This window comes from Microbacterium sp. RU1D (assembly GCF_900156435.1).
Lineage (GTDB): Bacteria > Actinomycetota > Actinomycetes > Actinomycetales > Microbacteriaceae > Microbacterium.
The window spans coordinates 617,710-643,217 of sequence record NZ_FTPQ01000003.1; the positions used below are offsets into that span (position 1 = coordinate 617,710).

The following is a 25,508-nucleotide window of genomic DNA, read 5'->3' on the forward strand; positions in this document are numbered from 1 at the left end:
CCCTTTTCCTAACGTCTTCGTTGTCCGGCGGGATCGCCGGAGTGGATGACATGACTGTGGTCGAGGGCGAACCGATCGGCGATTTGTGGTCGTATTGTTCACGGCAGGCGCGACGAAGGGCGGTGGGCATGCGACTGAGCGTGGGCGGACGGCTGGCCCTGGTGTCGCTCGGTGTCGTCGTGCTCGTCGCCGGTGTCCTCGCCGCCCTGCTCTCGGTGCAGCTCAGCGACTCCGGTCAGCGTGAGGCCGAGAAGGTCACACTCTCGGTCGCCGAGACGATCGCGCACGAGCCCGACGTGGCCGCCCTGGCGGCGGCCGGCGACTCCGATCGTCTGCAGCCGATGGTCGAGCAGATCCTCGGCGAGACGGACGTCTCGTTCGTCACGATCATGACGCCCGACGGCATCCGTCTGACCCATCCCAACCGCGCAGAGATTGGCCTGCCGTACATCGGCTCCCGTGACGAGGCGCTCGCCGGGCGCACCTTCACCGAGGTGTACGAGGGGACGCTCGGCCCGTCGGTGCGCACCATCGCACCGATCCGCGAGAACGGCGTCGAGGACGGCCCGATCGTCGCCCTCGTCTCGGTGGGTGTCACCCTCGGCGCCGTGCAGCAGGACATCGCCGCCCGCGCGCCGCTCATCGTGCTGGCATCCGCCGCCATCGTCGGACTCGGCGTGCTGGGGGCGCTGTACGTGCGCCGCAGCGCGCGACGGGTGACGGGTTCGTACACGCCGGAGGAGCTGTCGCGTCTGGTCGAGAGCTACGAGACCGTCCTGCACTCGCTGCGCGAGGGGCTGGTCGTCACCGACCGGTCGGGGCGCATCGTGCTCTACAACGACGAAGCGGCCGACCTGCTGGGCCTTCCCCCGGCGACGACGGGCCAGGTGTGGCTCGACCCGCGGGAGGCCGAGATGGATGCCGCCCTCGCCGAGGCCATCGCGACCGGACGCCGCATGGTCGAGGAGACGGTGGTCAACGGCGACCGCGTGCTGCTGGTCAACCAAGAGGAGGCGCGCGACCTCACCGGCCGACGTGCCCCCGAACGCGGACGGGTCATGACGCTGCGCGACCGTTCGGAGCTGCAGGCGCTGCTCGGCGAGCTCGAGGGCGTGCGCACCCTCAGCGACACCCTGCGATCGCAGACGCACGAGCACGGCAACCGCCTCCACGCGCTGCTGGCGCTGCTCGAGCTGGGCCGCGTGGATGATGCACGGCGGCTGATCGTGGCATCCACCGGAGAGCGCCAGGAACTGGCGGATCGTCTCGTCTCGCACGACGAGGGCGCGATCGTGGTGGCGCTGCTGCTGGGCAAGCTCGACGAGGCGGCCGAGCGGGGCGTCCGGCTCGATCTCGACGTCGCCGAGCCCACGCCCGCGCTCCCCCTGGCTCCCGAGGAGGCCGTCACGGTGGTGGGCAACCTCGTCGACAACGCCCTCGACGCCGCCGCCGCGGGCGCCGAGCCGCGCTGGGTGCGCGCGACGCTCCGCGAGAACGGCGACGACGTGGTGATCGAGGTCTCCGACGGTGGCGCCGGGTTCGACCCGTCGCTGGCCGATCCGTTCGCCTTCGGCTCGTCGACCAAGGCCGCTCACGCGCCCGGCGGCCGTGGCGTGGGCCTCGCGCTCGTGCGCGACATCGTGGCCGCCCGCGGGGGCACGCTGCTGGTGAGCGCGGAGCCCACGACGGTCCGCGTGTTCCTCCCCGTGGTCGCCGAGGCGGTGACCGGGTGATCCGCGTGCTCGTCGTCGACGACGACGCCCTCGCCCTCGAATTGCACAGCGCCTACGTGGGGCGGGTGCCGGGGTTCGAAGTGGTCGGGCAGGCGGCCGGAGCGCGCGCCGCCCTCACAGCACTGGGCGACCCGGATCGCCGCATCGACCTCGTGCTGCTCGACATGACCATGCCCGACGGCGCCGGGCTCGACGTCGCGCGCCGGGCGCGGGCGATGGGCTCGCGCGTCGACATCATCGCCGTCACCGCGGTGCGCGACGCGGAGACGGTGCGTGCGGCCGTGTCGATCGGCGTGGTGCAGTACCTCATCAAGCCGTTCGCCTTCGGCGCCTTCCGGGAGCGGCTGGAGGCGTATCGCGCGTACGTGGAGGGGCTCGACCGCGCGGCGGGCGAGGCCACGCAGTCGGAGGTCGACGCCCTGCTCGGGTCGCTGCGCACGGTGACCTCGCCGGCGCTGCCCAAGGGACTCAGCGACGCGACGCTGCAGGCCGTCGCCGAGCGGGTACGCACCGCGGCGAGCGCGGTCTCGTCGACCGAGGTCGGCGAGAGCGAGGGCATGTCGCGGGTCACGGCACGGCGTTACCTCGAGCATCTCGCCGACGTCGGCCGCGTGCGCCGCGAGCCGCGCTACGGCGGTCAGGGCCGCCCCGAGATCACCTACGCCTGGGTGCGCGGCTGAGTCACGCGGCCCACGGGGCCCCGTCCGTGTGAACGCTCCCGCGGGGTGGCGAGTGTCCAAAACACCCGGACGTCTTCGAAATTCGTCCGGGTGTTGTGGACACTCGATCGAGGTTCGGGGGCGCTGAGGGGCCCGGACACCTGCGCGGGTCAGAGGTCGAAGGCGGCGCGGACGCCCTCGTTCACCACGATGCCGGCGCGAACGTTCAGGCCCTTGGCGAGGGCCGGGTCGGCGGATGCCGCGGCCTCCCAGCCGGCGTCGGCGACGCGCGTGACGTAAGGCAGAGTGGCGTTCGACAGCGCACGGGTCGAGGTGTGCGGGACGGCGCCGGGCATGTTCGCGACGCAGTAGTAGAGCGAGTCGTGGACGCGGAACGTGGGCGCGTCGTGGGTGGTGGGACGCGAGCCCTCGAAACAGCCGCCCTGGTCGATGGCGATGTCGACGAGCACCGAGCCGGGCTTCATCGCGGCCACCATGTCGTCGGTCACGAGCTTGGGCGCGGCGGCTCCGGGGATGAGCACCGAGCCGATCACGAGGTCGGCGTCGGCAAGCTGCTCCGCAATCTCGAGGCGCGTCGAGGCGCGGGTCTCGATCGCTCCCCCGAAGCGCTCCTCGAGCTGGCGGAGCTTCGGCAGCGAGATGTCGACGACCGTGACTCGCGCGCCGAGGCCGAGGGCGTTGGCTGCGGCGTGCTCGCCCGCGACACCGCCGCCGATCACGACGACCTTCGCGCGCGGGGTGCCCGGCACGCCGCCGGGGAGGAGCCCCCGCCCACCGGAGGCCCGCAGCAGATGGTGGGCACCCTCGATGATCGACAGGCGGCCCGCGACTTCGCTCATCGGAGCGAGGAGCGGGAGCGCGCGGTCGGCGGTCTGCACGGTCTCGTAGGCCACGGCGGTGGTTCCCGCCGCCATCAGGGCGTCGGTGAGGGGGCGGTCCGCCGCGAGGTGCAGGTACGTGAAGAGGGTGAGGTCAGGGCGAAGGAAGCCGTATTCGGGTGCGATGGGCTCCTTGACCTTGACCAGCAGCTCGGCGCGCGCCCAGGTCTCCTCCGCCGTCGCGACGATCTCCGCACCGGCACCGGCGTACTGCTCGTCGGAGAACCCGCTGCCCTCGCCCGCTCGGGCCTGCACGAGCACCTCGTGGCCGCGGCGCACGAGGGCGTCGACCCCCGCGGGCGTCATCGCGACGCGGTTCTCGTTGTTCTTGATCTCGGTCGGCACGGCGACGCGCATGGGTTCCTCCTCGAGCGGATGAGCGTTGCGGGAAGAATCGCAGAAAGAGGTGTTTCCGTGGTGTTTCCCCGTACATCCTTCGGCTCAAAAGCGGCCAGCGGGCGTATCATCGGCGCTGGAGGGCTCACCGGGAGCCATCACGCGAAGGATCTGCGATGGCCGACGACGACCTGCACCCGCTCGACGCGCGCATCATCGAGCTCCTCTCCGCCGACGCCCGGATGACGAACGCCGCCCTCGCCGAGACGCTGGGGGTGGCGGCATCCACCGCGCACGCGCGACTGCGCGCCCTCGTCGACCGCGGCCTCGTCACCGGATTCCACGCCGCCGTCGACCAGAGCCGGCTCGGACGCGGCCTGCAGGCCATCGTCGGGGTGACACTGCGGCCCGGGCAGCGGCAGGAGAGCATCCGCGCGTTCGCGCACGAGGTCCGTCGGCATCCCGACGTCATCCAGCTGTTCTTCCTGGGCGGCGCCGACGACTTCCTCGTGCACATCGCCGTAGACGACTCTTCGGCGGTGCGTCGCTTCGTCGTCGATCATCTGTCGGCGCGGCACAGCGTGGCATCCACCCGCACCAGCATCATCTTCGAGTACCACCGCAACGCCCTCGCCGCCGACTTCGACTGAGCCGCGCGGGCTCCCGCGTCAAGCCCGGGCATCGCACGTGGGGGCGAGCACGGGAGCGAGCATGATGGCGGTGGAGGCCCCCATGGTGCTGTCGATCGGACTCGCGGTGATGTGCGTCGCGCTGGGCGCGAGCATGATCGGCGTGATCCTCCCGCAGCTGGGCAGCCGCGCGCCCGTGCACTTCTTCCTCCGGGTCACCTCGATGGCGGGCGTGCTGGCCGTGGGCTCGACGGCGATGTACGTGCTGGCCTTCCAGGGCGGCGGCCCCGTCGCCCTCGCGATGGCCTCCACCGCCATGGTCCTCGCCCCCGCGATGCTCTGCGTCGCCGTGAGTCCGCCGGGGTCGCGGCGCGTGCGGGCGCTCGTCGCGTTCGCGGCCGTGCTCGCCCTCGTCGTGGCGATCACCACGATCGCGCTCGAGCCGTCGGCCGCGCTCACGGTGCGAGTCCTCGCGGTCGCCACAGCGTGCGGGCTGTGCGCCGTGCTGACCGCTCGGGCGCGCACCATCCCCCGACGCTCGGCGATCGTGCTGGCGGCGACGACGGGAGGTTTCGCCGCCTACTCGCTACTGCGGGTGGCCGTGTCGCTCAGCCCACTCGCCGACACTTCCCTCGACCGGATGGTGTTCTCCGTCGAGGCCACGGGGGTCGTCGCCACGGCGTCGGTGCTGCTGACCGGCCTCGCGGTCGTCCTCGTGCGCCGCTCCCCCGCTCTCGGTGGGCCGGATCGCTCCTCCGCCTGGACGCGAGTGGCGTTCGACGACTGGTCGCGGGCCCGCGCCGACCTCGGCGACGACGGGCTCCTGGCGCTGCTCACCGAACTCCGCATGGCCGCACGCGAGGCCGACCCGTCGGCGGTCGACGTCTACCGCGGCGTCGAAATACGGCGGCCGTCGGCGCTCCCGGCGGTGCGTTCGCGCCTGCGCGACGGTTACGGCTGGCGCGCCGCGCAGCTCTCGCTTCTGACGGAGAGCGCCGACGGCAGCCGGAGGACCTGACGCGTTAGCCGCGCAGTGCGCCGGCGATCGCGGCACCCCTCGACGAGCGGCGCGAAGGAGCCCGCACCGCCCCACACGAGAAGCCTCTGCGCGGATCAGGCCCTCACCATGGATTCCACGATGCTCCGCGCTGTCACCGGCTCGCGACCGAGCACGTCGCGCAGCGCCGGATCCGTTCCGGCGAAGAAGCCGCCTCGCGCCGCTTGGAAGATGCCGAGGGTGAAGCGCACCGCGCCCTCGGGCCGACCCGCGGCGATCGCCCGCTGCGTCCACTCCTCCTCGTCGATCACGTCGAGGGCGATGTCACGACCCGCAGCCTCCCCCGCCCAGCGGGCGAGGTCGGCGAAGCGCGGGGCTGCCGTCGCGGTGAGCGTCACCGGCCCCAGCGGGAGAACCTCGCCCTGGAGCAGGCGGGCCGCCGCCTCAGCGAGATCATCGCGCGACGTCCAGGAGACCGGGCCGTCAGCCGGCACCGACACCGCGCCCGTCTTCCGCCACGGTCCGAGCAGCCACTCGAGGGTGTGGGCGTAGAAGCCGTTGCGCAGGGCCGTCCAGGGGAGGCCGCTGGCGGCGAGCGCGTGCTCGGTCGCCGCGTGATCCCGCGCGGGGGTGAACGGCGAAGCGGCGTCGGCACCCTGATGGCTCGTGTAGAGCACGTGCCCGACCCCCGCGTCGCGCGCGGACCGGACGGCTCCGCGGTGCAGAGCCGCCGCATCGGCGTTCTGGTCATTCGAGGAGACGAGGAGCAAACGGTCGGCGCCCTCGAAAGCCGCCCGGAGTCCGCGCGGATCGGCGTAGTCTCCCGCCCGCACGTCGACCCCTCGACGTGCGAGATCGTCGACCCGGGAGGGATCCCGCACGACCACCGCCAGCTCCGACGGGTCAACGCTCTGAAGCAGGTGGTCGACGGTGGCGCGGTTCAGCGAACCCGTCGCGCCGGTGATCGTGATCATTGGAACGCCTCTCTTGTTATCGATGGAAACACTCAGACGGTAACAGCGGTTACCGTCGTTTACAAGAAGTTGTTATCGTCGCCTCATGCCCACCGCCACACCCCGGGACGACGTGCGCGAGCGAATCATCGCCTCCGCCGCCGCGCTTCTGCGCGACAAGGGATCGGCGGCCGTCACGACCCGTGCCGTCGCGGAGAGAGCCGGGATTCAAGCCCCCACGATCTACCGCCTCTTCGGCGACAAGGAGGGACTCCTCGACGCGGTCGCCGAATGGACGATGGCGACGTTCGGCGCGGCGAAAGTCGCCGACCTCGCGAGGCCGGCCACCGGCGACCCGGTCGACGACCTCCGTCACGGGTGGGACGAGACGGTGCGGTTCGGCCTCGAGCACCCCGACCTCTTCGTCCTGCTCAGCGATCCCCGGCGCGGTCGCGACTCCCCCGCCCTGGCCACCGGCGTGCACGCGCTGGAGGAACGCGTCCGCCGCGTCGCGTCGCGCGGCCGACTGCGCGTCTCCGAAGAGCGCGCCGTCGCCCTGATCCACGCGGCGGGGACCGGCGCGATCCTGACCCTGCTCGAACACCCGAGCGACGAGCGGGATCCCGCCGTTGCCGACGCCCTGTTCGAGGCCGTGCTCGCATCGATCATCGTCCCCGAGGCGACCGGCGCCTCCGCCGAGCCCGCGCACCGCACCGCCGCGGTCACGCTGCGCGCAGACGCGGCCGAGCTCGACGCCCTCTCGAACTCGGAACGATCGCTCCTGGTGGAGTGGCTCGACCGCGTGATCCGCACGCCCTGAGGCTCGACCGACGCGCTCGCCCTCCGTCAGCGCAGTGCGGCGGCGATCGCGGCGATGTCGGCCGGCGTCGAGCGGCAGCACCCGCCGACCAGGCGCGCACCGGCGTCGACCCACGACGGCGCGTCGTCGGCGAGCGGGGCCGCTCCGCCGTGCCACGTGCGGGTGGCGGCATCCCACGTCTCCCCCGTATTGGGGTAGACGACGAGCGGGATATCGGGCGCCCCGGCGAGCGCGCCGGGCACCCTGTCGGGAGCGCAGCAGTTGACGCCGACCGCGACGACGGAGGGGACGGATGCCGCGGTCCCCAGCGCCGCGGCGAGCGAACCGGCAGGAGAGAACCCGGTGCTGTCGGCGGAGAGGCTGACGAACGCGGGGACGTCGAGGTCGGCGAGCTCGAGGGCGAGGGCCTCCACCTCGAGCGGAGACGGGATCGTCTCCACGGCCAGCACGTCGGCGCCGGTGTCGGCGAGCACGTGCAGACGGCGGCGGTGCGCGCGGCGCAGCTCGGCCAGCGTCAGACCGTACGCGCCCGTGTACTCGCTGCCGTCGGCGCGGAGCGCGCCCACCGGACCGACGGATGCCGCCACGACGACGTCGCCCGCCTCGCGGGCGAGCGACACGGAGCGGCGCAGGAGCGTCTCGACCTCGGCATCCGGGATGTCGCCTTCGAAGCCGAGCTGGTACGAGGCGGTGATGACGACCTCGGCGCCGGCTCGGGCGAACTCGGCGTGGGCGGCGCGCACCTCGCCGGGGTCGTCGCGGAGCACGCGCGCCGACCACAGGGCGGACGTCACGTCGTTGCCCCGCGCCTCGAGGAGGGTGCCGAGACCCCCGTCCAGCACGACCGGGCGGCGGCCCAGAGTGTCGACGAGGTCGATCACGCCTCGTGCGTCTCGCCGGCGGCGAGCACTCGCAGGGCGCTCGCGAGCAGGGCCTGGTCGGCGCGGCTGACGTCGCGCAGCGCCTCCGCTTCGAGGCGCACGAGCTCGATCATCGCGGCATCCACCCGTTCGATCCCCTCGGGGGTGATCGCCACGAGGATCGCCCGCCCATCGGAGGGGTTCGGGCGACGGTGCACGAGACCGCGGTCGGCGAGCTTGTCGAGGCGGTTGGTCATCGCCGCGCTGCCGATCATGGTGGCCGTGATGAGGCGCGTGGCGCTGAGTTCGGTGCCGGCGCGGCGCAGAACGGCGAGCACGTCGAACTCCCACACGGCGATCCCGGCGCTCGCGAAGGCTTTCGCGCGCAGCTTCGACAGGTGGAAGGCGGCGCGGCGCAGGCGCGACATGACGTCGAGGGGGGTGAGGTCGACCTCGGGCAGCAACTGCGACCACGCGTCGATGAGGAGATCGACCTCGTCGTCCTTGCTGCTGGCGGAAATCACACCTCGACGGTACCGGAGCCATGGGGTAGTGCGGCGCGCGGCGGGCGGTGTGGCGGGCCGTTCCCCGGTCGAGCGTCCAGGACACGCCGCGCCGTCGCGCGAGATGCGGCGTGTCGTGGACACTCGACGGGTGCTCGGCCGTGATGCACGGCTCGGCCCGTGGGGAAGGTCCGGCGGGCCGCGGCTCAGCGCGCGGGCGGGGGCGCGGTCGTCCCGCGCGCGACGAGCCGGGTGGGCAACTCGATGTGCGTCTCGGGCAGCTCCTCCCCGGCGAGCAGCGCGAGGACCATACGCACGGCTTCGGCGCCCAGTCGCTTCATCGGTTGACGGACCGTGGACAGGGCCGGCTGAGCGCGCGCCGCCTCGGGCACGTCGTCGAAACCGACCACCGACAGGTCGTCGGGCACGCGCAGGCCGCGCTCCGCCGCGACCTCGACGATCGAGAGCGCCGACAGGTCGTTCGCGGCGAACACCGCCGTGGGCGGGTCGGCGAGCGCCAGCATCTCGTGGGCGGCTTCGCGGGCGACGTCCTGCTCGTAGCGCCCCACCCCCACCAGAGCGGGGTCGTACGGGATGCCGGCAGCCGCGAGCCCCGCGCGATAGCCCGAGGCCCGCGCCACCGCCGACCGCAGGTCGGGGCGCCCCGCGATGAAGCCGATGCGACGGTGGCCGAGCTGCACGAGGTAGTGCACGGCCTGCTGCGCGCCGGTGAAACTGTCGGATTCGATGGTGGGGACGTCTCCTCGGCCGGTGTGCGGGTCGATGGCGACGATCGGCACCTCGCTCGAGACGGCGACCACCGTGGGGGTGACGATGATCGCGGCGTCGATGAGCGTGCCGCTCAGCCGGCTGAGCGACCGGCGCTCCCACCCCTCGCCGTCGCGGCGGGCGCCGGTGTACGCGAGCAGGTCGTACCCCGTGTCGGACAGCGCTCCCCCCACGCCCTTGAGGATCTCGGCGGAGAACGGCTCGATGTCGGCCACGAGCACGCCGATCACCCCCGTACGCCGCGACCGCATGCTGCTGGCCACGAGGCTCGACTCGTAGCCGAGCTTCTTCACGGCGTCGAGCACGCGACCGACGGTCTCGGGCGACACCCCGTAGCGGCCGTTGACGGCCTTCGACACCGTGGCGACCGAGACCCCGGCCGCCGCGGCGACGTCGTGGATGGTCGCTCGCCTCATGGCATCCGACCCTAGCGTGGAAATCATTTTCGAAAACGTTTGACGACCCTCTGTCGGCGGGTGACACTTCTGACACCTCAGCGGGCCGCAGACCCCGGGGTGGTGAACGAACGGCACAGCAGCCGGAACCGACGCGTCCTCGTGACGCACCTCGACGAAGAGAAACGGGACATCACATGAACACGCGCAAGATCCTCGCCGGAGCGGCCCTCGCGGTCGCCGGCACTCTCGCCCTCGGCGGCTGCGCCGCCGGCGGATCCGGCGGAGCGAACGCCGACGGCAGCGTCACCCTGACGATGTGGCACAACTCCACCACCGGCGACGGCAAGAAGTACTGGGAGGACACCGCGGCCGCCTTCGAGGCCGCCAACCCCGGCGTCACGATCGAGATCCAGGCCCTGCAGAACGAAGAGGTCGACGGCAAGCTGCAGACCGCGCTGAACGCCGGCGACGCCCCCGACATCTTCATGGCCCGCGGTGGCGGCAAGCTCGCCGACATCGTCGCCGCCGGGCAGGCGATGGACCTCACCGACAAGATCACGCCCGAGGCGAAGGACGCTCTGGGTACCTCCCTCGGCGCCTTCGAGGTCGACGGCAAGAACTACGGCATGCCCGTCGCCGTGCTCCCCTCCGGCATCTTCACCTCGCAGGACCTGCTCAGCGCCGCCGGCGTGACCGCAGCGCCCGCCACGATCGACGAGCTCGAAGCGGCGAACGCCAAGATCCGCGCCACCGGCGTCGCCCCCATCGCCGTCGGAGCCAAGGACGCCTGGCCGGCCGCGCACTGGTACTACAACTTCGCCCTGCGCGCGTGCGCCAAGGACGTGCTCGACTCCGCCGCGGAGAGCCGCAGCTTCGACGACCCGTGCTGGATCGAGGCCGGCGAGAACCTGGAGTCGTTCCTCGCGACGCAGCCCTTCAACGACGGCTTCCTCACCACCGCTGCCCAGCAGGGCGCGGGATCGTCGGCCGGCCTGCTCGCCAACCACCAGGCCGCGATGGAGCTCATGGGGGCGTGGAACCCCGGGGTGATCGCCTCGCTCACGCCCGACGAGCAGCCGCTCGCCGACCTGGGCTGGTTCCCGTTCCCCGAGGTCCCCGGCGGTGACGGAGAGGAAGGCGCCATCATGGGCGGCGTCGACGGGTACGCGTGCTGGGTCAACGCCCCCGCGCAGTGCACCGACTTCCTGAACTTCGCCGTCAACAAGGAGAACCAGGAGCGCTACGCCGACGCCTTCCAGACGATCCCCGCCTCGAGCGAGGCGACGGATGCCGTCACCACCCCCGCTCTCCAGTCGGCGCTGCAGGCGTACACCGACGCGCCCTACGTTTCGGTCTGGCTCGACACGCTGTACGGCCAGAACGTCGGCAACGCGCTCAACGTCGCCGTGGTCGACATGTTCGCCGGCAAGGGATCGCCGCAGGGCATCGTCGACGCCGTCAACGCGGCCGCCTCGCGCTGAGGACGCCGACCGTGGCCACTCAGCTCGCCGCCTCGGCGACCGACACCGGGTCTCGCCGCCCGGTCGAGGAGGGCGCTCGCCGCGCCCCCTCGGCCGGGCGGCCGCCCGTCCGCCGCCGCCGCGAGGCCTGGCGCATCCGCGGCGAGCTCGCGATCCTCCTGGGCCCCGCGCTCGTGGTGTTCGTGTCGTTCGTCATCCTCCCCGTCGCCCTGGCCGCCTACTACGGCTTCTACAAGTGGTCGGGCTTCGGCGCCCCCACCGACTTCGTCGGCATCCAGAACTACGTCACGATCCTCACCGACCCCGCCTTCCACGAGGCGCTCGGTCACAACGCGTTCATCGTCATCGGCTCCCTCGTGCTGCAGGGACCGCTCGCACTCGGACTCGCCCTGCTGCTGAACCGCAAGATGCGCGCGCAGTCGCTCATCCGCGTGCTGATCTTCGTGCCCTACGTCATCTCCGAGGTCGTCGTCGGCCTCGGCTGGGGTCTCATGCTGCAGTCGGGCGGCGCCCTGAACGGCGCCCTGGAGAAGGTCGGGTTGGGCGCGCTGCGCGCCGACTGGATCTCCGACCCGGCCCTGGCGATCTGGACGCTGCTGATCATCATCACGTGGAAGTACATCGGCTTCGCCGTGATCCTCTTCCTCGCCGGCCTCCAGGGCATCCCCGAGGAGCTGAGCGAGGCCGCCGCGATCGACGGCGCGACCTACTGGCAGGTCCAGCGGCACATCGTGCTGCCGCTGATGGGCCCGACCATCCGCATCTGGGCGTTCCTGTCGATCATCGGCTCGTTGCAGCTGTTCGACCTGGTCTGGATCATCTGGGGCCAGTACGTCGCCTCCACGGCGGGAACCTCGACCATGGCCACCTACATGGTCGCCAACGGCCGCAACGCCGGCAGTTTCGGCTACGGCAGCGCCGTGGCCGTCGTGATGTTCGTCATCTCGCTGGCCGTCGCCCTCGTCTACCAGCGGTTCGTGCTGCGGCGCGACACCGCCGGCGCCCTCACCGGAGGCTCGAAATGACCGCCACCGCCACGCTCGTCACCCCTCGCGCCCCTCGTCGGGTCGCCGCGGGCTCGAAGCGCTCGACCAACGTCGTCGTGGGCTTCGTCGCCCTGCTGCTCATCGGCATGATGCTCGCGCCGGTCGTCTACATCATCCTCGGCGGCTTCCGTTCGAACGCCGAGATCACGGTCGACCCGTCCGGATTCCCGGTCGTGTGGAACTGGCAGAACTACGCCGACGTGCTCGCGAGCGGCGTCTTCTGGGGCCAGGTGGGCAACTCCGCCATCGCGGCGATCGCCACGACGCTGTTCGTCGTGGCCCTGGGCCTCATGGCCGCCTACGCCCTCTCGCGCTACCGCTTCCGCGGCCGCGGCGTCGTGTTCGCGCTGTTCACCGCGGGGCTGATGTTCCCGATGACCGTCGCGATCACGCCGCTGTACATCCTCGTGCGGAACTTCGGCCTGATGAACTCGCTCGCCGGTGTCATCGTGCCGCAGATCGCGTTCGCGCTGCCGCTGACGATCATCATCCTGTCGCCGTTCCTCGCGGCGATCCCGCACGAGCTGCAGGAGGCCGCCTCGATCGACGGTCTAGGTCGCCTCGGGTTCTTCTGGCGCATGGTGCTGCCCCTCGCCGTCCCCGCGGTGGTGACGGTCGGCATCCTGGCCTTCGTCAACAGCTGGAACTCGTACATGCTGCCGCTGTTCATCCTCAACAACGAAGCCGCCTACACGCTGCCGCTCGGGACGCAGGCGTTCGCGTCGCAGTACTCCGTCGACACCGCGCGCGTGCTCGCGTTCACCTCGCTGTCGATGATCCCCGCTCTGCTGTTCTTCAGCGTGTTCGAGCGGCGCATCGTCGGCGGCCTCACCGGCGCCGTGAAGGGCTGATCCGACCATGACCATCCACAAGACCGACGTCGGCGCTGCCCTCGAGCCCGGGGTGTCCCCGCGCGTGCGCGACCTCGTCGCCGAGATGACCCTCGACGAGAAGCTCGCGCAGCTCGTCGGCTACTGGGTCGACCAGGGCGACGAGGTCGTCGCCCCCCTCTCCGGCGAGAAGGTCACCACCACCGCCTACGCGGATGCCACCGTGCACGGCCTCGGGCACCTCACCCGCGTCTACGGCACCCGCCCCGTCGATCCGGCCGAGCGCGCCGCGTGGCTGTGGGGCGAGCAGCGGCGCCTGCAGACCGAGACGCGGCTGGGCATCCCCGCCCTCGTGCACGAGGAGTGCCTCACCGGGTTCGCGGCGTGGAAGGCCGCGACCTTCCCGACCCCGCTCGCCTGGGGCGCCTCGTTCGACCCGGATGCCGTGGAGCTCATGGCATCCGCCATCGGTCGCTCCATGGGCGAGCTCGGCGTGCACCAGGGGCTCGCGCCCGTGCTCGACGTCGTGCGCGACGCCCGGTGGGGGCGCGTCGACGAGTGCATCGCGGAGGACCCCTACGTGGTCGGCACGATCGGCACCGCCTTCGTACGGGGGCTGCAGGACGCCGGCGTGCACGCGACGCTCAAGCACTTCGTCGGGTACTCCGCCTCGCGGGCGGGGCGCAACCACGCCCCCGTCTCGGTCGGGCAGCGGGAGCTTCAGGACGTCTTCCTCCCGCCGTTCGAGATGGCCGTGCGCGACGGCGGGGTGCGCAGCGTCATGAACTCCTACACCGAGATCGACGGCGTCCCCGTGGCCTCGTCGCGCGAGCTGCTCACCGACCTGCTGCGCCGTCAGTGGGGCTTCGACGGCACCGTCGTGTCGGACTACTTCGCCGTGGAGTTCTTGCGGTCGATGCACGGCATCGCCGCCGACCGTGCCGAGGCGGCGCAGCTCGCGCTCGAGGCGGGGATCGACGTCGAGCTGCCGGGACCCGACGCCTATCCGTTCCTCGCCGAACGGGTGGCATCCGGCGCCCTGCCCGAGGCCGCGGTCGACCGCGCCGTCGCCCGCGTGCTCGCCGAGAAGGAGGACCTCGGACTTCTGGATGCCGACTTCTCCACGCCCCCGCAGAGCGTCGACCTCGACGACGCCGAGCACCGCGCGCTCGCCCGCCGCATCGCGGAGGAGTCGGTCGTGCTGCTGCGCAACGACGGGGTGCTGCCGCTCGGCACCCCCGGGCGCGTGGCTCTGATCGGCCCGAATGCCGACAGCACCGACGCGCTGATGGGCTGCTACTCGTTCGCGAACCACGTGCTCGCGCACCACCCGGGCACACCGCTCGGATTCTCGCTGCCGACGGTGCGCGACGCTCTCACGGAGCGGTTCGGCGACCTCTCGTACGCCGTCGGGTGCGCGGTCGAGGGGTCCGACGTCTCGGATCTGGATGCCGCGGTGGCGGCCGCCCGCGATGCCGAGGTCGCGATCGTCGTCGTCGGCGACCGCGCGGGCCTCTTCGGACGCGGGACCGTCGGCGAGGGCAACGACGCCGACTCCCTCGAGCTGCCCGGGGTGCAGCGACAGCTCGTCGAAGCAGTCGTCGCGACCGGGACCCCGGTGGTGCTCGTGCTGCTGACGGGCCGCCCGTACGCGATCGACTGGGCGCTCGATGGGCCCGAGACTCCCGCGGCGGTGCTGCAGGCGTTCTTCCCGGGCGAGGAGGGCGCCCCGGCGCTCGCGGCGCTCCTGGCCGGGGATACCACCCCCTCGGGGCGTCTTCCCGTCTCACTTCCCCGCTCCGCCGGCGCCCAGCCGTACTCGTACCTGCACCCGCTGCTCGGCGGCCCGTCGGGCGTGACGAGCACCGACCCGACGCCGGTGCGGCCGTTCGGGTTCGGGCTGTCGTACACGACGTTCGAGCGTCGGGAGCTGCGCGTCGACGGGGTCGGCGCGGCCGGAGGGTCGGCATCCGGCGCCTCCGCCCAGGTCCGAGCGGGCGACGCGTTCACCGTGACGGCCCGCGTCGAGAACACCGGCCCCGTGCGCGGCGCCGATGTCGTGCAGGTCTACGCGCACCGCTCGGCCGCGAGCGTCACGCGCCCCGTGGCGCACCTCGTGGCGTACGCGCGCGTCGAGCTCGAGCCCGGCGACAGCGCCGAGGTGCGCTTCACCGTGCCCGCCTCGCGCCTGGCGTACAGCGACCGGGCGATGCGTCGCGTGGTCGAGCCGGGCGAGGTGGAGCTGCGGCTCGGACCCTCGTGCGCCGAGATCGACGAAGAGGTGGCGCTGCGCGTCACCGGTCCGACGTACGAACTGCGCGGCGACGACGCCCGGATCGTGGAGGTCGAGGTGCGGCGGGGCTGACTGGACCGCCGCTGAGAGACCGCCACCGCCACGTGTGCACGACTCCTGCAGAAGCGACCACCGGCCCGCGCCGCCTCCTTCGGTCGCTTCCTGCACGAGTTGTGCACCGCCCGCCTGCAGCCCGGCGCTGCGGGTGCCGGCCCGTTCTGCCGGCCTCTCCCCGGGTGGACGAGCACGACTCCTGCAATCGGGCGTCACCTGAAGCCACCGGCGCCGTATGGGTCGAGTTCTGCGGGAGTCGTGCGCGCGGCGAACGGCCGCCGCATCCGCGTTAGCGTGGATCCACGCCGTCGACGCCGCGGAAGGACCCGATGACACTGCACGACGAAACCACGCCCCCGGCCGCGGACGCGCGCTCCCTGCCCGCCGACCGAGCGAGCGCCGAGCGCGGGACGATCGTCGGCAATCCGGCATCCCGGGTGTTCCCCGATCACGACGACGCGCGCGCCGACCCCTGGTCCATCGATCTCGAGCGCATCCAGTTCTCGCCGTACTTCTCGCGGCTGTCGGCGGTGACGCAGGTGGTCTCGCCGTCGATCTCGGGCGCCCCGGTGCACAACCGCCTCACGCACACCCTCAAGGTGAGCGCGATCGCACGGGTGGTGGCCCTGCAGCTCAACACGATCTCGCGTCGCGCCGGGGAGGGCGACGTCTGCAACGCCACGGTCGTCGAGGCCGCGGCGTATGCGCACGACCTCGGCCACCCGCCGTTCGGCCACCTCGGCGAGTCGACGCTGAACCGCCTCGCGCGCGAGGAACTGGGCCTCCCCGACGGCTTCGAGGGCAACGCGCAGACCTACCGCATCCTCACCTCGCTCGACGTGATCGAGAACGCCCCGCGCGGGCTCAACCTCACCGCCGCCGTTCGCGCGGCCTCGGCGAAGTACCCCTGGTCGCCGGCGGTCGAGGCGGCCGACGTCGAGCGCATCGGCCCGCCCCGTGGCATCCGTCGCTCCTCCGATGGGGCGTACCGCGTGCACAAGTACTCCGTGTACGACCTCGATCTCGCCGATCTCGACGACGCACGTCAGGGGGTGGATGCCGAGCCCCTGCGTCAGAGCATCGAAGGCGCCGTGATGGACCTGGCCGACGACATCGCGTACTCGGTGCACGACGTCGACGACTTCTACCGCGCCGGCATCCTGGATCACGCCCCGATCGCCGCGGAGTTCCGCGGGTGGCTCGACGATGTGCTCGAGTGGCGCGACCGCGAAGACGCCGAGGTGCGCGCCGAGCTCGCGCCGGGCGCGGGACTCGAGCGCCTGCGCCGCAAGATGCGCCGCGACGACCCGTGGATCGCCGACGACGAGGCGTTTCTCGCCGCCGTCAGCGACGTGGATGCCGAGATGGTCACCGACCTGCTGGCGCGCCCGTTCGACGGCTCGCTGACGGCCGAGCGGCGGCTCGCCGCGTTCACCGACCGGTGGATCCGCCGGTTCCAGGAGTCGGCGCGCCTGCGCCCCCTCGACACTCCGCGGGCCGGTCCCGTCGTGCTGTCGGCCTCGGCCTGGCATCACGTCGAGGTGCTGAAGTTCGTGCACAAGCGCTTCGTGCTCAGCCGCCCCGATCTGGCGATCCAGCAGCGCGGCATGAGCCGCATCCTCGCGCGCTCCGTGCGGGCGCTCGGCGAGTGGCTCGACGACGACCTCGACCGGGCGCGTACGCCGCGGCGCCTGCGCGAGCTCATCGCCCTGGCGCGCGAGCAGTATGCGGCGCTGCCTCCCGGACGTCGGCCCTCGGATGCCGAGGCCGAGACGCTCGCGCGCTCCCGCGGGATCGTCGACTACGTGGCATCCCTCACCGACGCGCAGGCCTTCGCCCTGTCGGAGGCGATCTCGGGTCGCGCCGACCGCCTGTGGGCGCTGGGGCAGCGCCTGTGACGGAGACGGTGCTCATCGACGGCCCGGTTCAGGCGCGCTGAGGCCCCCGAGGGCTGATCGCGCAGCCCCGGCCCCGCTCAGCCGCGGGAGCTCCCCGTCATCTCGGCCCACTGTCGGGGCGCTTTCTCCTGCAGCCACGCGGCGAAGTCCCGGAAACCCTGGTAGACGCTCATGGTTTCGAACAACGTGCGACCACGCTCGTCTTTGCCGCGGACCCGTCCCGACAGGAGCGCCGCGAGCTCGGCGATGTCGGATGCCGGCACGACCCGTGACCGGCGCCGTCCGGAGCGGACGACGAGGTGGTCGTCGAACACGAGGATGCGCGCGCTCCCCAGCGACAGGGCGTAGAAGAAGATGATCGCGCCGAGACCACCCAGGGTGGTGAGCCACACCGTGACGCCGACATACGCGAGACGATCTCCTTCGATCACCTCCGACGCGGCGAGGATCACGGCTCCGACCATGAACAGGATGCCGATCCACCGGGCGACCAGATGCTGCGACGGATATCTCTGCACGACGAAGAGGGGTTCTGCGGAAGCCTCGTCGGACTCGTCGTCGTGGTGGGGCATCGTGCTCCGGTGAATCGGTTCGGTGGCGCGGTCCACACGTCGCGGACAGGCCGATGACCATCGAATCATGGGCGCGCCCCGAAGCGCACGGCGAGGGTGCTCACGCATCCCGCGGGACGCGTCCTGGTGGTGGGCGGATCCCGTGGCCGCCCTCGTCATCGCGGGCTTCGCCGTGCGCGAGGGGACCGAGGCGAGGCGGGGCGACGCGTGCGCGACATCGGTGGGGATGATGCTCGAGGACGCCGCCCCTACCGGCCGCCACGACACGGTCAGGGGATGAGACGCGCCGCGCGGTACCGATCGAAGAGGCGGGCGAAGGAGTCCCTCGTGCGGTGATGTTCCACGAAGCCGGCCAGGCGGCTCTTCGACATATCCGTCATCACCTCGATGTCACGCCCCAGGTCGGCATCCGTGTGCCACCACGAGGCGACCCGGGTGATGTCGGGCTCGACGAGCCCGTGCTGCGCGACGATCTCGGCCCAGACGGGTGCGGCCTCCGCCATCTGCTGCGCGAAGGGGCGTGGCACGGCGTCGAAGCCCTCGGCGTCCACGCCGAGGTCTGCGGCGAGACGCGGCCACATCCAGCGCCACCGGAAGACGTCGCCGTTGGCCGTGTTGAAGGCCTCGCCGGCGCCCTCGGGGTGCGTCGACGCCCACACCATCTGGCTCGCGAGCAGATCGGCATCCGTCACGTCGGTCAGACCGTTCCACTGCGTCTCGCTGCCCGGGAAGACCAGCGGCCGACCGAGGTGCCGACTGATCGCGGCGGCGACGGCGATCGTGAGCCCCATGTTCATCGCGTTGCCGACCGCGTGCCCGAGCACGGTGTGCGAGCGATGCACCGACCACGTGAAGCCCTGGCGCCGGGCGGCGGCGAACAGCTCGTCTTCTTGCGCATAGTAGAAGTTGTCGACCTCGAGCCGGGGCTCGTCCTCGTGGAACGGTGTATCGGGCATGGCGCCCTGCCCGTAGGCCTCGAAGGGCCCGAGGTAGTGCTTCAATCCGGTCATCAGGGCGACGTGGCGCACGGGGGCAGCGGCCAGCGCCGCCAGAAGGTCGCGCACCATACCGCCGTTGACGGCGATGTTCTCGGCCTCGGTCTCCTGTCGCGACCACGCCGTGAAGAACACGTGGGTGACGGGGATGCCGTCGAGGGCGGATGCCAACGACTCCGGCGATCGAAGGTCGGCCGATCGCCACGTGACTCCGGCCCGTTCCGCGCCGGGCCGCCGCGAGAGCGCCGTCACCTCCCAGCCGTCGTCGGAGAGACGATCGAGCAGGGCGCCGCCGGCGATACCGGTCGCGCCGACGACGAGGGCGTGTGAGGTGGAGGACAAAGCGTTTCCCATCGGTTGCGTGAGTGGTCCGCAACGAGAGGGCCGCCGTCGCTATTCCGGCGGCGACCTCGTCGTGCGTGTCGCCGCGTTGCGGCTCCCCCGTCCCGGAGGGAGCGTTGCAAGGCCGGCCGACTCACTGCGGGCGGGGACACGCAGGCCAGGGCCCACCACCTCACCACAAGGGGGACACGCACCGCCAGAAGTGGGACAAGGGGCGCACGAACCGGATGCCATGCGCCCCGCGTCGGACCGTGGTCGCAGCCCGGACGCGGAAATGCCCCGGAACCGCCGCAGCCCACCGCTGCGGAGGTTCCGGGGCACGATCCGCGCGCCGGTCGAACCGGCTCGCGGGGCGCCACCAGAATCGAGGCGCACGCGCCGCGTCGCCCCGGGGCCGTGCGGCGGCCCGGGGCGACGGGTCTTACAGGCCCTGGGCCAGGCGGTAGTACGCCTGGTTCCAGCGCAGCTCGCTCTGGAAACCGCGGACCGTGGTGTCGTCGTCGATGACGACGAGCTCGGTCTTGGCGATCTCGGCGAAGTCGCGGAACACCTCGATACCCACGGCCGTCGTCATGACGGTGTGGTGCGCGGCACCGGCGGCGAGCCAGCAGCCGGCCGAGGTCGCGAAGTCGGGCGCGGGCTTCCACACCGCGCGGCCCACGGGAAGCTTCGGCAGGTCGGGGGCGTCGACGTTCTCGACGACGTTCGCCACGAGCCGGAACCGATCGCGCATGTCGCTCATCGCGACGACGAGCGCGGGGCCCGCGTCAGCGGTGAAGACCAGACGCACCGGGTCGTCCTTGCCGCCAATGCCGAGCTCGTGGATCTCCAGGCGCGGCTTCTTCGTGGTGAGCGACGGCGAGACCTCGAGCATGTGCGCGCCGAGGATGCGCTCCTGACCGGGGACCAGGTCGTAGGTGTAGTCCTCCATGAGCGACGCTCCGCCGGGCAGGCCCGCGCCCATCACGTTCGCGACGCGCACGAGGATCGCCGTCTTCCAGTCGCCCTCGGCGCCGAAGCCGTAGCCCTCGGCCATGAGGCGCTGCACCGCGAGACCGGGCAGCTGCTTCAGCGCGCCGAGGTCTTCGAACGAGGTGGTGAAGGCGCCGAAGCCGCCCTCCTCCAGGAACGAGCGCAGGCCCAGCTCGATCGCGGCGCCGTCGCGCAGCGACTGGTGGCGCGCGCCGCCGGGGAGCAGCTCGTCCACGACGTCGTAGCTGTCGACGTACTCCTGCACGAGCGCGTCGATGTCGGCGTCGGATGCCGCCTCGACGGCCTCGACGAGCTCGTTGACGCCCCACGTGTTGACCTGCACGCCGAAGCGCAGCTCGGCCTCGGTCTTGTCGCCCTCGGTGACGGCGACGAAGCGCATGTTGTCGCCGAAGCGCGCGAGCTTGAGGGTGCGGGCGGCGGTCCAGCCGGCGGCGGCGCGCTCCCAGTCCTCGATCTGCTGGCGCACGGCCGGGTTCGACACGTGGCCGACGACCGTCTTGCGCGAAACGCCCAAGCGCGTCTGGATGTACCCGAACTCGCGGTCGCCGTGGGCGGCCTGGTTGAGGTTCATGAAGTCGAAGTCGATGTCGTTCCACGGCAGCTCGACGTTCGCCTGCGTGTGAAGGTGCAGGAGCGGCTTCTGCAGGGCATCGAGGCCCGAGATCCACATCTTCGCGGGGCTGAAGGTGTGCATCCAGGCGATCACGCCGATGACGTCGTCGCGGCCGTTGATCTCGAGCGCCATGCGGCGGATGCTGTCGGCATCCTTCAGCACGGGCTTCCAGACGACCTTCACGGGCAGGCCGTTCAGGCCCTCGACGACGGCCTGCGACTGCTCGGCGACCTGCTTCAGGGTCTCTTCGCCGTAGAGGTTCTGGCTGCCGGTGACGAACCAGACCTCGTAGCCGTCGAGGTCGTTCTTGAGCGGGGTGCGGGTCATGACTGTTCCTTTTCGAATCTTCAGAGGGATGCCACGGCGGCGGCCTCGACGGCGAGCCCTGCGCGGTAGCGGTCGAGGTAGGCGGAGAAGCCGGCGACGTCCGCCGGGTCGGGGTCGGCGGTGACGATCGGCGCGGTCGCGAACACGGTCTCGCGCAGCCATGCGTCGAGGTCGCGGCCGGACTCGTCGGCGACGTACGCGGCCAGAACGGCCATGCCCCACGCGCCGCCTTCCGAGGCGGTCTCGGCGACCGCGACGGGGGCGTCGAGCGCCGCGGCGAGGAACCGCTGCGCGACACCGGCCGTGCGGAACATCCCGCCGTGCGCGTACATGCGATCGAGCTGCACGCCCTCGCCGTGGAGCACGTCCATGCCGAGTGCCAGCGTCCCGAAGACGCCGTACAGCTGCGCCCGCATGAAGTTGGGCAGCGTCAGGCGGCTGTCGGGCGTGCGGACGACGAGCGGCCGCCCCTCGTCGAGACCGGCGATGGGCTCCCCGGCGAGGTGGTTGTAGGCCAGCACACCGCCGGCGTCGGCTTCACCCGAGAGTGCGGCTTCGAAGAGCGCCGCGTACGTGGCATCCGGGGTCTGGGGCACGCCCGCGGCGACGGAGAAGGCGGTGAACATGTTCGCCCACGCCGCCAGCTCGCTCGCGCCGTTGTTGCAGTGCACCATCGCCACCGCGTCACCCGAGGGCGTCGTGACGAGGTCGAGCTCGTGGTGCACCTCGGCGAGCGGACGCTCGAGTACCACCATCGCGAAGATGCTCGTGCCGGCGCTGACGTTGCCCGTGCGCGGAGCGACGGCGCAGGTGGCGACCATGCCCGTGCCGGCGTCGCCCTCGGGCGGGGCGAACGGGATGCCGGGACGCAAGGTCCCGCTCGGGTCGAGGAGCGCTGCGCCCGGGGCGGTCAGCTCACCGGCCGCGGCGCCGGCGACGAGCACGCGGGGCAGCAGGTCTGTCAGCGCGGGGACGCGTCCGTCGGCCAGGCCGTCGTAGCGCGCGACGAGCTCGGCGTCGTAGTCGCGCGTCGCGGAGTCGATCGGGAACATTCCCGACGCGTCGCCGACGCCGAGCACCTTCTCGTCGGTGAGCTTCCAGTGCACGTACCCGGCGAGGGTGGTCAGGAAGCGGATCTCGGGCACGTGGGGCTCGGCATCCACCACCGCCTGGTGCAGGTGCGCGATCGACCAGCGGAGCGGGATGTTCACGCCGAGCAGTTCGGTGAGCTCGGCTGCCGCGACGCCGGTGTTCGTGTTGCGCCAGGTGCGGAACGGGGCGAGCAGTTCGCCGTCGGCGTCGAAGGCGAGGTAGCCGTGCATCATCGCTGAGACGCCCATCGCGGCGTACCGCTCGGGGGCGACGCCGTACTGCTGCCGGACGTTGGCGGCCAGCTCGGCGTAGGCGGCCTGCAGGCCCGACCACACGGCATCCAGAGAGTAGGTCCAGAGCTTGTCGGCGTAGACGTTCTCCCACTCGTGGGAGCCGGTGGCGAGCACCTCGGCGTCGGGGCCGATGAGGCACGCCTTGATGCGGGTGGAACCGAGTTCGATGCCGAGGCTCGCTCGGCCTTCCTCGAGCAGGGCGGTGACGTGGGCGTTCATCGGCGGTCGTCCGTGCTCTGTCCGTAGACGTTCTGGTAGCGCTCGTAGAGGGCGTCGATCTTGTCCTGCGGGATCGGGATGAGGGGGCCGGCCTCGCGCGCGATGTGCACGGTGCGGGCGACGTCTTCGAGCATGATGGCGGCCTTCACGGCATCCTTCGCACTCGAACCGATCGTGAAGGGGCCGTGGTTCTGCATGATCACGCCGCGCGAGCGGTGGCCGCGCAGCGTCTCGACGATGCCGCGGCCGATCGAGTCGTCGCCGATGATCGCGAAAGGGCCGACCGGGATCGGGCCGCCGAACTCATCGGCCATCGCCGTGATGACGCACGGGATCTCCTCGCCGCGGGCCGCCCACGCGACGCCATAGGTGGAGTGGGTGTGCACGACGCCGCCGACCTCGGGCATGTTGCGGTACACGTACGCGTGTGCCGCGGTGTCGCTGGAGGGACTGCGCTCGCTGCCCGGGGCGCCGGGGATGGCGTTGCCGTCGAGGTCGCAGAGGATCATGTTCTCGGGGGCGAGGTCGTCGTACGAGACGCCGGAGGGCTTGATGACGAACAGGTCGGCACCGGGGACGCGCCCCGAGACGTTGCCGCCGGTCCAGACGATGAGGTTGTAGCGCACGAGCTCGGCGTGCAGCTTCGCGACGTCGATGCGGACGGCGTCGATCGCCTCCTGCACCTCGGGCGCGAACGTGGCGGCTTCGGACACGCGGGGTCTCCTTCGACTCTGTCGGTGGCGGGTTGCGCCTGTCATGTTACCGGTAACATCGCGCCCGACGCGAGGCCCCGCCCGCATCGCTTGTACAGCGCCGCACCGAGACGACCGGCTTCTCGCGAGCTCACGCGCGTCGACGCGGAATCGCCGGTCATCTGGGCGGGAGGAGGCGATCTCGCTGGAGAGGACACCGAGCGGGCCCGGGGAACGTGGATCAGCGCGGCGAGGCCGTCGACGCGCGGGGAACCAGCACCGGGGCGGCGGGCGGCGCGGCAGCATCCCCGAGGACCGTCGCGACGGCGTGCACCGCCTCACCCTCGACGTCGAGGCGCACCGTCGTGAGGGCGGGCGTGTAGAACGCGGCATCCGGGTTGTCATCGAAACCGGCGACCGAGACGTCGCGGGGAACGACGATGCCGCGCGCAGCCAGACCCGCGATCAGCCCCAGCGCCATCTGATCGTTGGCGACCGCGACGGCCGTGGCGCCCGCGCGCACGCGGTCGGCGACGACCGGGGCGAGGGCGGATCCGGATGCCGCGCTCCAGTCGCCCTCGAAACCGGCGTCGCGCGCGAGAGCACGGCGGACGACGGCCTCGGCGACGCCGGCCGCCCTCGCGCGCGCTTCGCGCCAGTCGGCCGGGCCCGCGACCTCGATCAACCGGCGATGCCCGAGGTCGGCGAGATAGTCGACGACGAGGGCGGCCGCATCCCGCTGCCGGATCCCCGACTCGCCGTACAACGGCACGAGCGGGACGTCGTACCCCTCGAGCGAGGTGGCGCCGTGCGCGGCGACCAGCACGATGCCGTCGACGCCCTGGTCGAGCAGGTGGCGCACGGCCGCGTCGATGTCGGCCGGGTCGTCGGAGTCGGTGTACGCGGTCGAGATCCACCGCCCGCGCGCCCGCGCCGCCCGTTCGAGCGCCGCGATGCCCGCCGCGGGCCCGTGCAGCACGGCATCGGAGGCCACGACCCCGACGGTGCGCGTGAGGCTCGTGCCCAGGGCGCGCGCGGCGTTGTTCACGCGGTAGTCGAGCGCGGCGACGGCCGCCCGCACGCGCTCACGGGTGGCGTCGCGGATGCCGGGATAGTCGTTGAGGACGCGGGAGACCGTCTGGGTCGAGACGCCCGCGACCTCGGCGACCTCGCGCATGCCGATGCGCTTGCCTCCGACCTCGCCGCTCATGGTGACTCACAGTAGCGGCGCGCAACCCCCTCGGCGTGCGCCGGGTTCATGCGGTGCCCTCGAAGCGTGACCTCCCCCACCGGCATCCCTCCCCTGCGCCGATCGCCGTTCGCCCGCCCGGTCGGCTCGGCTCTGGCCGCGGCCTTCGGGCTGGCGCAGCGTCTGCGGCACCCCCGTCCGATCCACAGCCGTGGCGTCGTGTTGAGCGGGGAGATGCGCTGGATCCCGGATGCCGCCCCCTCGGGCGTCGCCTTCATCGACGACGCTCCGCCGGGTCCGGTTCGGGTGGTCGCGCGCGTCTCGCGGTCGCTCGGGCTGCCCGCGCCCCTGCCCGACGTCATCGGTCTCGCGTTGCGGGTCGACACCCGAGCGTGGGGCCCCGGCGGGCAGGGCGTCGCCGACATCGAGCTCGCCTCCACGGGGTGGAACGTGCCCGGCCGCTTCGCGCTCCTGCCCCACCGTCGCCCGGAGCGCGCCCGCCTCGGGACCCTCCTGCCGTACCGCGGTCGACGCGGGCCCGTCGTCCTCATCGCCCGCACCCGCTCCGGGCGCCCCCCGGCGTCCGACCCGCGCGAGCTGCCCGGGCACGCGGACGCCGTCTGGACGCTCACCCTCGCCCATGCCTCTCCGGGGGGTCGGTGGCATCCGTTCGCCGTCGTCGAGCTGCGTCCGGATGCCGATCAGGACGACCGCCGCCTGCGCTTCGACGCGGTGCGCCGACTGATCCCGGGAGCGCGGGTGTACCCGTGGGTGAGCGCGCTCCGGCAGCCGTCGTACGTGCGGGTGCAGGAGGCGACGGGCGACCTCCGGATGCCGTGACGGCCTCGCGGGATCAGCCCGCCGCCGCCGGGACGTACCGCGGCAGGCCGTCGACCTCGCCCGCGCGCGCCCAGGTCATCCCCTCCGCCTCGACGAGGGGCTCGGCGCCGTCGACCTCGATGTCGCGGTGGAAGGTCGGGGATTCGAGACGGATGCGCACCAT

23 protein-coding genes are annotated in these 25,508 nt (G+C 72.1%); 11 read left to right on the top strand and 12 right to left on the bottom strand.

The window, feature by feature from the left end; all coding sequences use genetic code 11:
* Positions 1-50 precede the first annotated feature (50 nt).
* Both B0B15_RS15190 and B0B15_RS15195 read left to right on the top strand, forming a co-directional pair.
* Positions 51-1,733, top strand: coding sequence for a sensor histidine kinase (locus B0B15_RS15190; RefSeq protein WP_083709078.1), 1,683 nt, complete (start codon positions 51-53; stop codon positions 1,731-1,733).
* Positions 1,730-2,413 carry a response regulator gene (locus tag B0B15_RS15195; protein WP_076677491.1) on the top strand — a complete coding sequence of 228 codons (684 nt, stop codon included), beginning with the start codon at positions 1,730-1,732 and terminating at the stop codon, positions 2,411-2,413. Before B0B15_RS15190 ends, B0B15_RS15195 begins: the two co-directional genes overlap by 4 nt.
* Positions 2,414-2,562: 149 nt before the next feature.
* Here B0B15_RS15195 and ald read toward each other — a convergent pair whose 3' ends face one another.
* Positions 2,563-3,648: an alanine dehydrogenase gene (gene ald, locus B0B15_RS15200; protein WP_076677493.1), complete on the bottom strand. Its 1,086-nt coding sequence runs from the start codon at positions 3,646-3,648 to the stop codon at positions 2,563-2,565.
* Positions 3,649-3,803: 155 nt separating this feature from the next.
* Between ald and B0B15_RS15205 the strand changes: the two genes are divergently transcribed.
* On the top strand, positions 3,804-4,277 hold the full coding sequence (locus tag B0B15_RS15205; RefSeq protein WP_076677495.1) for an Lrp/AsnC family transcriptional regulator: 474 nt from the start codon (positions 3,804-3,806) through the stop codon (positions 4,275-4,277).
* A gap of 70 nt (positions 4,278-4,347) precedes the next feature.
* Entirely contained in the window at positions 4,348-5,274 is a 927-nt protein-coding gene (locus tag B0B15_RS15210; protein WP_143733831.1) for a hypothetical protein, read from the top strand.
* A 95-nt stretch (positions 5,275-5,369) separates the two neighbouring features.
* Here the strand turns inward: B0B15_RS15210 and B0B15_RS15215 are convergent, their stop codons facing one another.
* The gene (locus B0B15_RS15215) at positions 5,370-6,227 is read right to left on the bottom strand and encodes an NAD(P)H-binding protein (protein WP_076677499.1); all 858 of its coding nucleotides are present in this window, start codon (positions 6,225-6,227) and stop codon (positions 5,370-5,372) included.
* An 85-nt stretch (positions 6,228-6,312) separates the two neighbouring features.
* Here B0B15_RS15215 and B0B15_RS15220 point away from each other — a divergent pair, with 85 nt between their 5' ends.
* Positions 6,313-7,026: a TetR/AcrR family transcriptional regulator gene (locus B0B15_RS15220; protein WP_076677501.1), complete on the top strand. Its 714-nt coding sequence runs from the start codon at positions 6,313-6,315 to the stop codon at positions 7,024-7,026.
* A gap of 26 nt (positions 7,027-7,052) precedes the next feature.
* On the opposite strand, the gene mmuM is transcribed toward B0B15_RS15220, so the two are convergent.
* The 3 genes from mmuM to B0B15_RS15235 all read right to left on the bottom strand — a co-directional run bounded on the left by mmuM (position 7,053) and on the right by B0B15_RS15235 (position 9,594).
* Positions 7,053-7,907: a homocysteine S-methyltransferase gene (mmuM, locus tag B0B15_RS15225; RefSeq protein ID WP_076677503.1), complete on the bottom strand. Its 855-nt coding sequence runs from the start codon at positions 7,905-7,907 to the stop codon at positions 7,053-7,055.
* A complete protein-coding gene (locus B0B15_RS15230; RefSeq protein WP_076677505.1) occupies positions 7,904-8,410 on the bottom strand; it encodes a MarR family winged helix-turn-helix transcriptional regulator in 507 nt (168 codons plus the stop codon). The genes mmuM and B0B15_RS15230 overlap by 4 nt, the downstream gene beginning before the upstream one ends.
* 185 nt (positions 8,411-8,595) lie before the next feature.
* The gene (locus tag B0B15_RS15235) at positions 8,596-9,594 is read right to left on the bottom strand and encodes a LacI family DNA-binding transcriptional regulator (protein ID WP_076677507.1); all 999 of its coding nucleotides are present in this window, start codon (positions 9,592-9,594) and stop codon (positions 8,596-8,598) included.
* Between the two features lie 176 nt (positions 9,595-9,770).
* Between B0B15_RS15235 and B0B15_RS15240 the strand changes: the two genes are divergently transcribed.
* The 5 genes from B0B15_RS15240 to dgt all read left to right on the top strand — a co-directional run bounded on the left by B0B15_RS15240 (position 9,771) and on the right by dgt (position 17,178).
* The gene (locus tag B0B15_RS15240; RefSeq protein ID WP_076677509.1) at positions 9,771-11,057 is read left to right on the top strand and encodes an extracellular solute-binding protein; all 1,287 of its coding nucleotides are present in this window, start codon (positions 9,771-9,773) and stop codon (positions 11,055-11,057) included.
* An 11-nt stretch (positions 11,058-11,068) separates the two neighbouring features.
* Entirely contained in the window at positions 11,069-12,082 is a 1,014-nt protein-coding gene (locus B0B15_RS15245) for a carbohydrate ABC transporter permease (RefSeq protein WP_076677511.1), read from the top strand.
* A complete protein-coding gene (locus tag B0B15_RS15250) occupies positions 12,079-12,954 on the top strand; it encodes a carbohydrate ABC transporter permease (RefSeq protein ID WP_076677513.1) in 876 nt (291 codons plus the stop codon). Before B0B15_RS15245 ends, B0B15_RS15250 begins: the two co-directional genes overlap by 4 nt.
* 7 nt (positions 12,955-12,961) lie before the next feature.
* On the top strand, positions 12,962-15,298 hold the full coding sequence (locus B0B15_RS15255; protein WP_076677515.1) for a beta-xylosidase/alpha-l-arabinosidase: 2,337 nt from the start codon (positions 12,962-12,964) through the stop codon (positions 15,296-15,298).
* Between the two features lie 311 nt (positions 15,299-15,609).
* Positions 15,610-17,178 (top strand): deoxyguanosinetriphosphate triphosphohydrolase family protein, encoded by a 1,569-nt coding sequence (dgt, locus tag B0B15_RS15260; RefSeq protein ID WP_083709079.1) that lies wholly within the window; start codon positions 15,610-15,612, stop codon positions 17,176-17,178.
* A 77-nt stretch (positions 17,179-17,255) separates the two neighbouring features.
* Here the strand turns inward: dgt and B0B15_RS15265 are convergent, their stop codons facing one another.
* The 6 genes from B0B15_RS15265 to B0B15_RS15295 form a co-directional block, all read right to left on the bottom strand.
* Positions 17,256-17,750 carry a hypothetical protein gene (locus tag B0B15_RS15265; RefSeq protein ID WP_143016364.1) on the bottom strand — a complete coding sequence of 165 codons (495 nt, stop codon included), beginning with the start codon at positions 17,748-17,750 and terminating at the stop codon, positions 17,256-17,258.
* Between the two features lie 269 nt (positions 17,751-18,019).
* Positions 18,020-19,099, bottom strand: coding sequence for an SDR family oxidoreductase (locus B0B15_RS15275; protein WP_076677521.1), 1,080 nt, complete (start codon positions 19,097-19,099; stop codon positions 18,020-18,022).
* Between the two features lie 409 nt (positions 19,100-19,508).
* Positions 19,509-21,020 (bottom strand): L-arabinose isomerase, encoded by a 1,512-nt coding sequence (gene araA / locus B0B15_RS15280; protein ID WP_076677523.1) that lies wholly within the window; start codon positions 21,018-21,020, stop codon positions 19,509-19,511.
* 20 nt (positions 21,021-21,040) lie between these two features.
* The gene (locus B0B15_RS15285) at positions 21,041-22,624 is read right to left on the bottom strand and encodes a xylulokinase (protein ID WP_076677525.1); all 1,584 of its coding nucleotides are present in this window, start codon (positions 22,622-22,624) and stop codon (positions 21,041-21,043) included.
* Complete coding sequence (locus B0B15_RS15290) at positions 22,621-23,337, bottom strand: L-ribulose-5-phosphate 4-epimerase (RefSeq protein WP_076677527.1); 717 nt, start codon at positions 23,335-23,337, stop codon at positions 22,621-22,623. Before B0B15_RS15290 ends, B0B15_RS15285 begins: the two co-directional genes overlap by 4 nt.
* A 220-nt stretch (positions 23,338-23,557) precedes the next feature.
* Complete coding sequence (locus tag B0B15_RS15295; protein ID WP_076677529.1) at positions 23,558-24,526, bottom strand: LacI family DNA-binding transcriptional regulator; 969 nt, start codon at positions 24,524-24,526, stop codon at positions 23,558-23,560.
* A 66-nt stretch (positions 24,527-24,592) separates the two neighbouring features.
* On the opposite strand from B0B15_RS15295, the gene B0B15_RS15300 reads away from it, so the two are divergent.
* The gene (locus B0B15_RS15300; protein WP_083709080.1) at positions 24,593-25,345 is read left to right on the top strand and encodes a hypothetical protein; all 753 of its coding nucleotides are present in this window, start codon (positions 24,593-24,595) and stop codon (positions 25,343-25,345) included.
* A gap of 13 nt (positions 25,346-25,358) precedes the next feature.
* On the opposite strand, the gene B0B15_RS16590 is transcribed toward B0B15_RS15300, so the two are convergent.
* Positions 25,359-25,508 carry a hypothetical protein gene (locus B0B15_RS16590; protein ID WP_176776638.1) on the bottom strand — a complete coding sequence of 50 codons (150 nt, stop codon included), beginning with the start codon at positions 25,506-25,508 and terminating at the stop codon, positions 25,359-25,361.

What these genes read in the sequence shown, in the direction of transcription:
- B0B15_RS15190 (WP_083709078.1), top strand. Translation starts at nt 51, where the DNA reads ATGACTGTGGTCGAGGGCGAACCGATCGGCGATTTGTGGTCGTATTGT.
- ald (WP_076677493.1), bottom strand. Translation starts at nt 3,648, where the DNA reads ATGCGCGTCGCCGTGCCGACCGAGATCAAGAACAACGAGAACCGCGTC.
- B0B15_RS15205 (WP_076677495.1), top strand. Translation starts at nt 3,804, where the DNA reads ATGGCCGACGACGACCTGCACCCGCTCGACGCGCGCATCATCGAGCTC.
- B0B15_RS15215 (WP_076677499.1), bottom strand. Translation starts at nt 6,227, where the DNA reads ATGATCACGATCACCGGCGCGACGGGTTCGCTGAACCGCGCCACCGTC.
- B0B15_RS15220 (WP_076677501.1), top strand. Translation starts at nt 6,313, where the DNA reads ATGCCCACCGCCACACCCCGGGACGACGTGCGCGAGCGAATCATCGCC.
- B0B15_RS15235 (WP_076677507.1), bottom strand. Translation starts at nt 9,594, where the DNA reads ATGAGGCGAGCGACCATCCACGACGTCGCCGCGGCGGCCGGGGTCTCG.
- B0B15_RS15240 (WP_076677509.1), top strand. Translation starts at nt 9,771, where the DNA reads ATGAACACGCGCAAGATCCTCGCCGGAGCGGCCCTCGCGGTCGCCGGC.
- B0B15_RS15250 (WP_076677513.1), top strand. Translation starts at nt 12,079, where the DNA reads ATGACCGCCACCGCCACGCTCGTCACCCCTCGCGCCCCTCGTCGGGTC.
- B0B15_RS15255 (WP_076677515.1), top strand. Translation starts at nt 12,962, where the DNA reads ATGACCATCCACAAGACCGACGTCGGCGCTGCCCTCGAGCCCGGGGTG.
- dgt (WP_083709079.1), top strand. Translation starts at nt 15,610, where the DNA reads ATGACACTGCACGACGAAACCACGCCCCCGGCCGCGGACGCGCGCTCC.
- B0B15_RS15265 (WP_143016364.1), bottom strand. Translation starts at nt 17,750, where the DNA reads ATGCCCCACCACGACGACGAGTCCGACGAGGCTTCCGCAGAACCCCTC.
- B0B15_RS15275 (WP_076677521.1), bottom strand. Translation starts at nt 19,099, where the DNA reads ATGGGAAACGCTTTGTCCTCCACCTCACACGCCCTCGTCGTCGGCGCG.
- araA (WP_076677523.1), bottom strand. Translation starts at nt 21,020, where the DNA reads ATGACCCGCACCCCGCTCAAGAACGACCTCGACGGCTACGAGGTCTGG.
- B0B15_RS15285 (WP_076677525.1), bottom strand. Translation starts at nt 22,624, where the DNA reads ATGAACGCCCACGTCACCGCCCTGCTCGAGGAAGGCCGAGCGAGCCTC.
- B0B15_RS15295 (WP_076677529.1), bottom strand. Translation starts at nt 24,526, where the DNA reads ATGAGCGGCGAGGTCGGAGGCAAGCGCATCGGCATGCGCGAGGTCGCC.
- B0B15_RS16590 (WP_176776638.1), bottom strand. Translation starts at nt 25,508, where the DNA reads ATGGTGCGCATCCGTCTCGAATCCCCGACCTTCCACCGCGACATCGAG.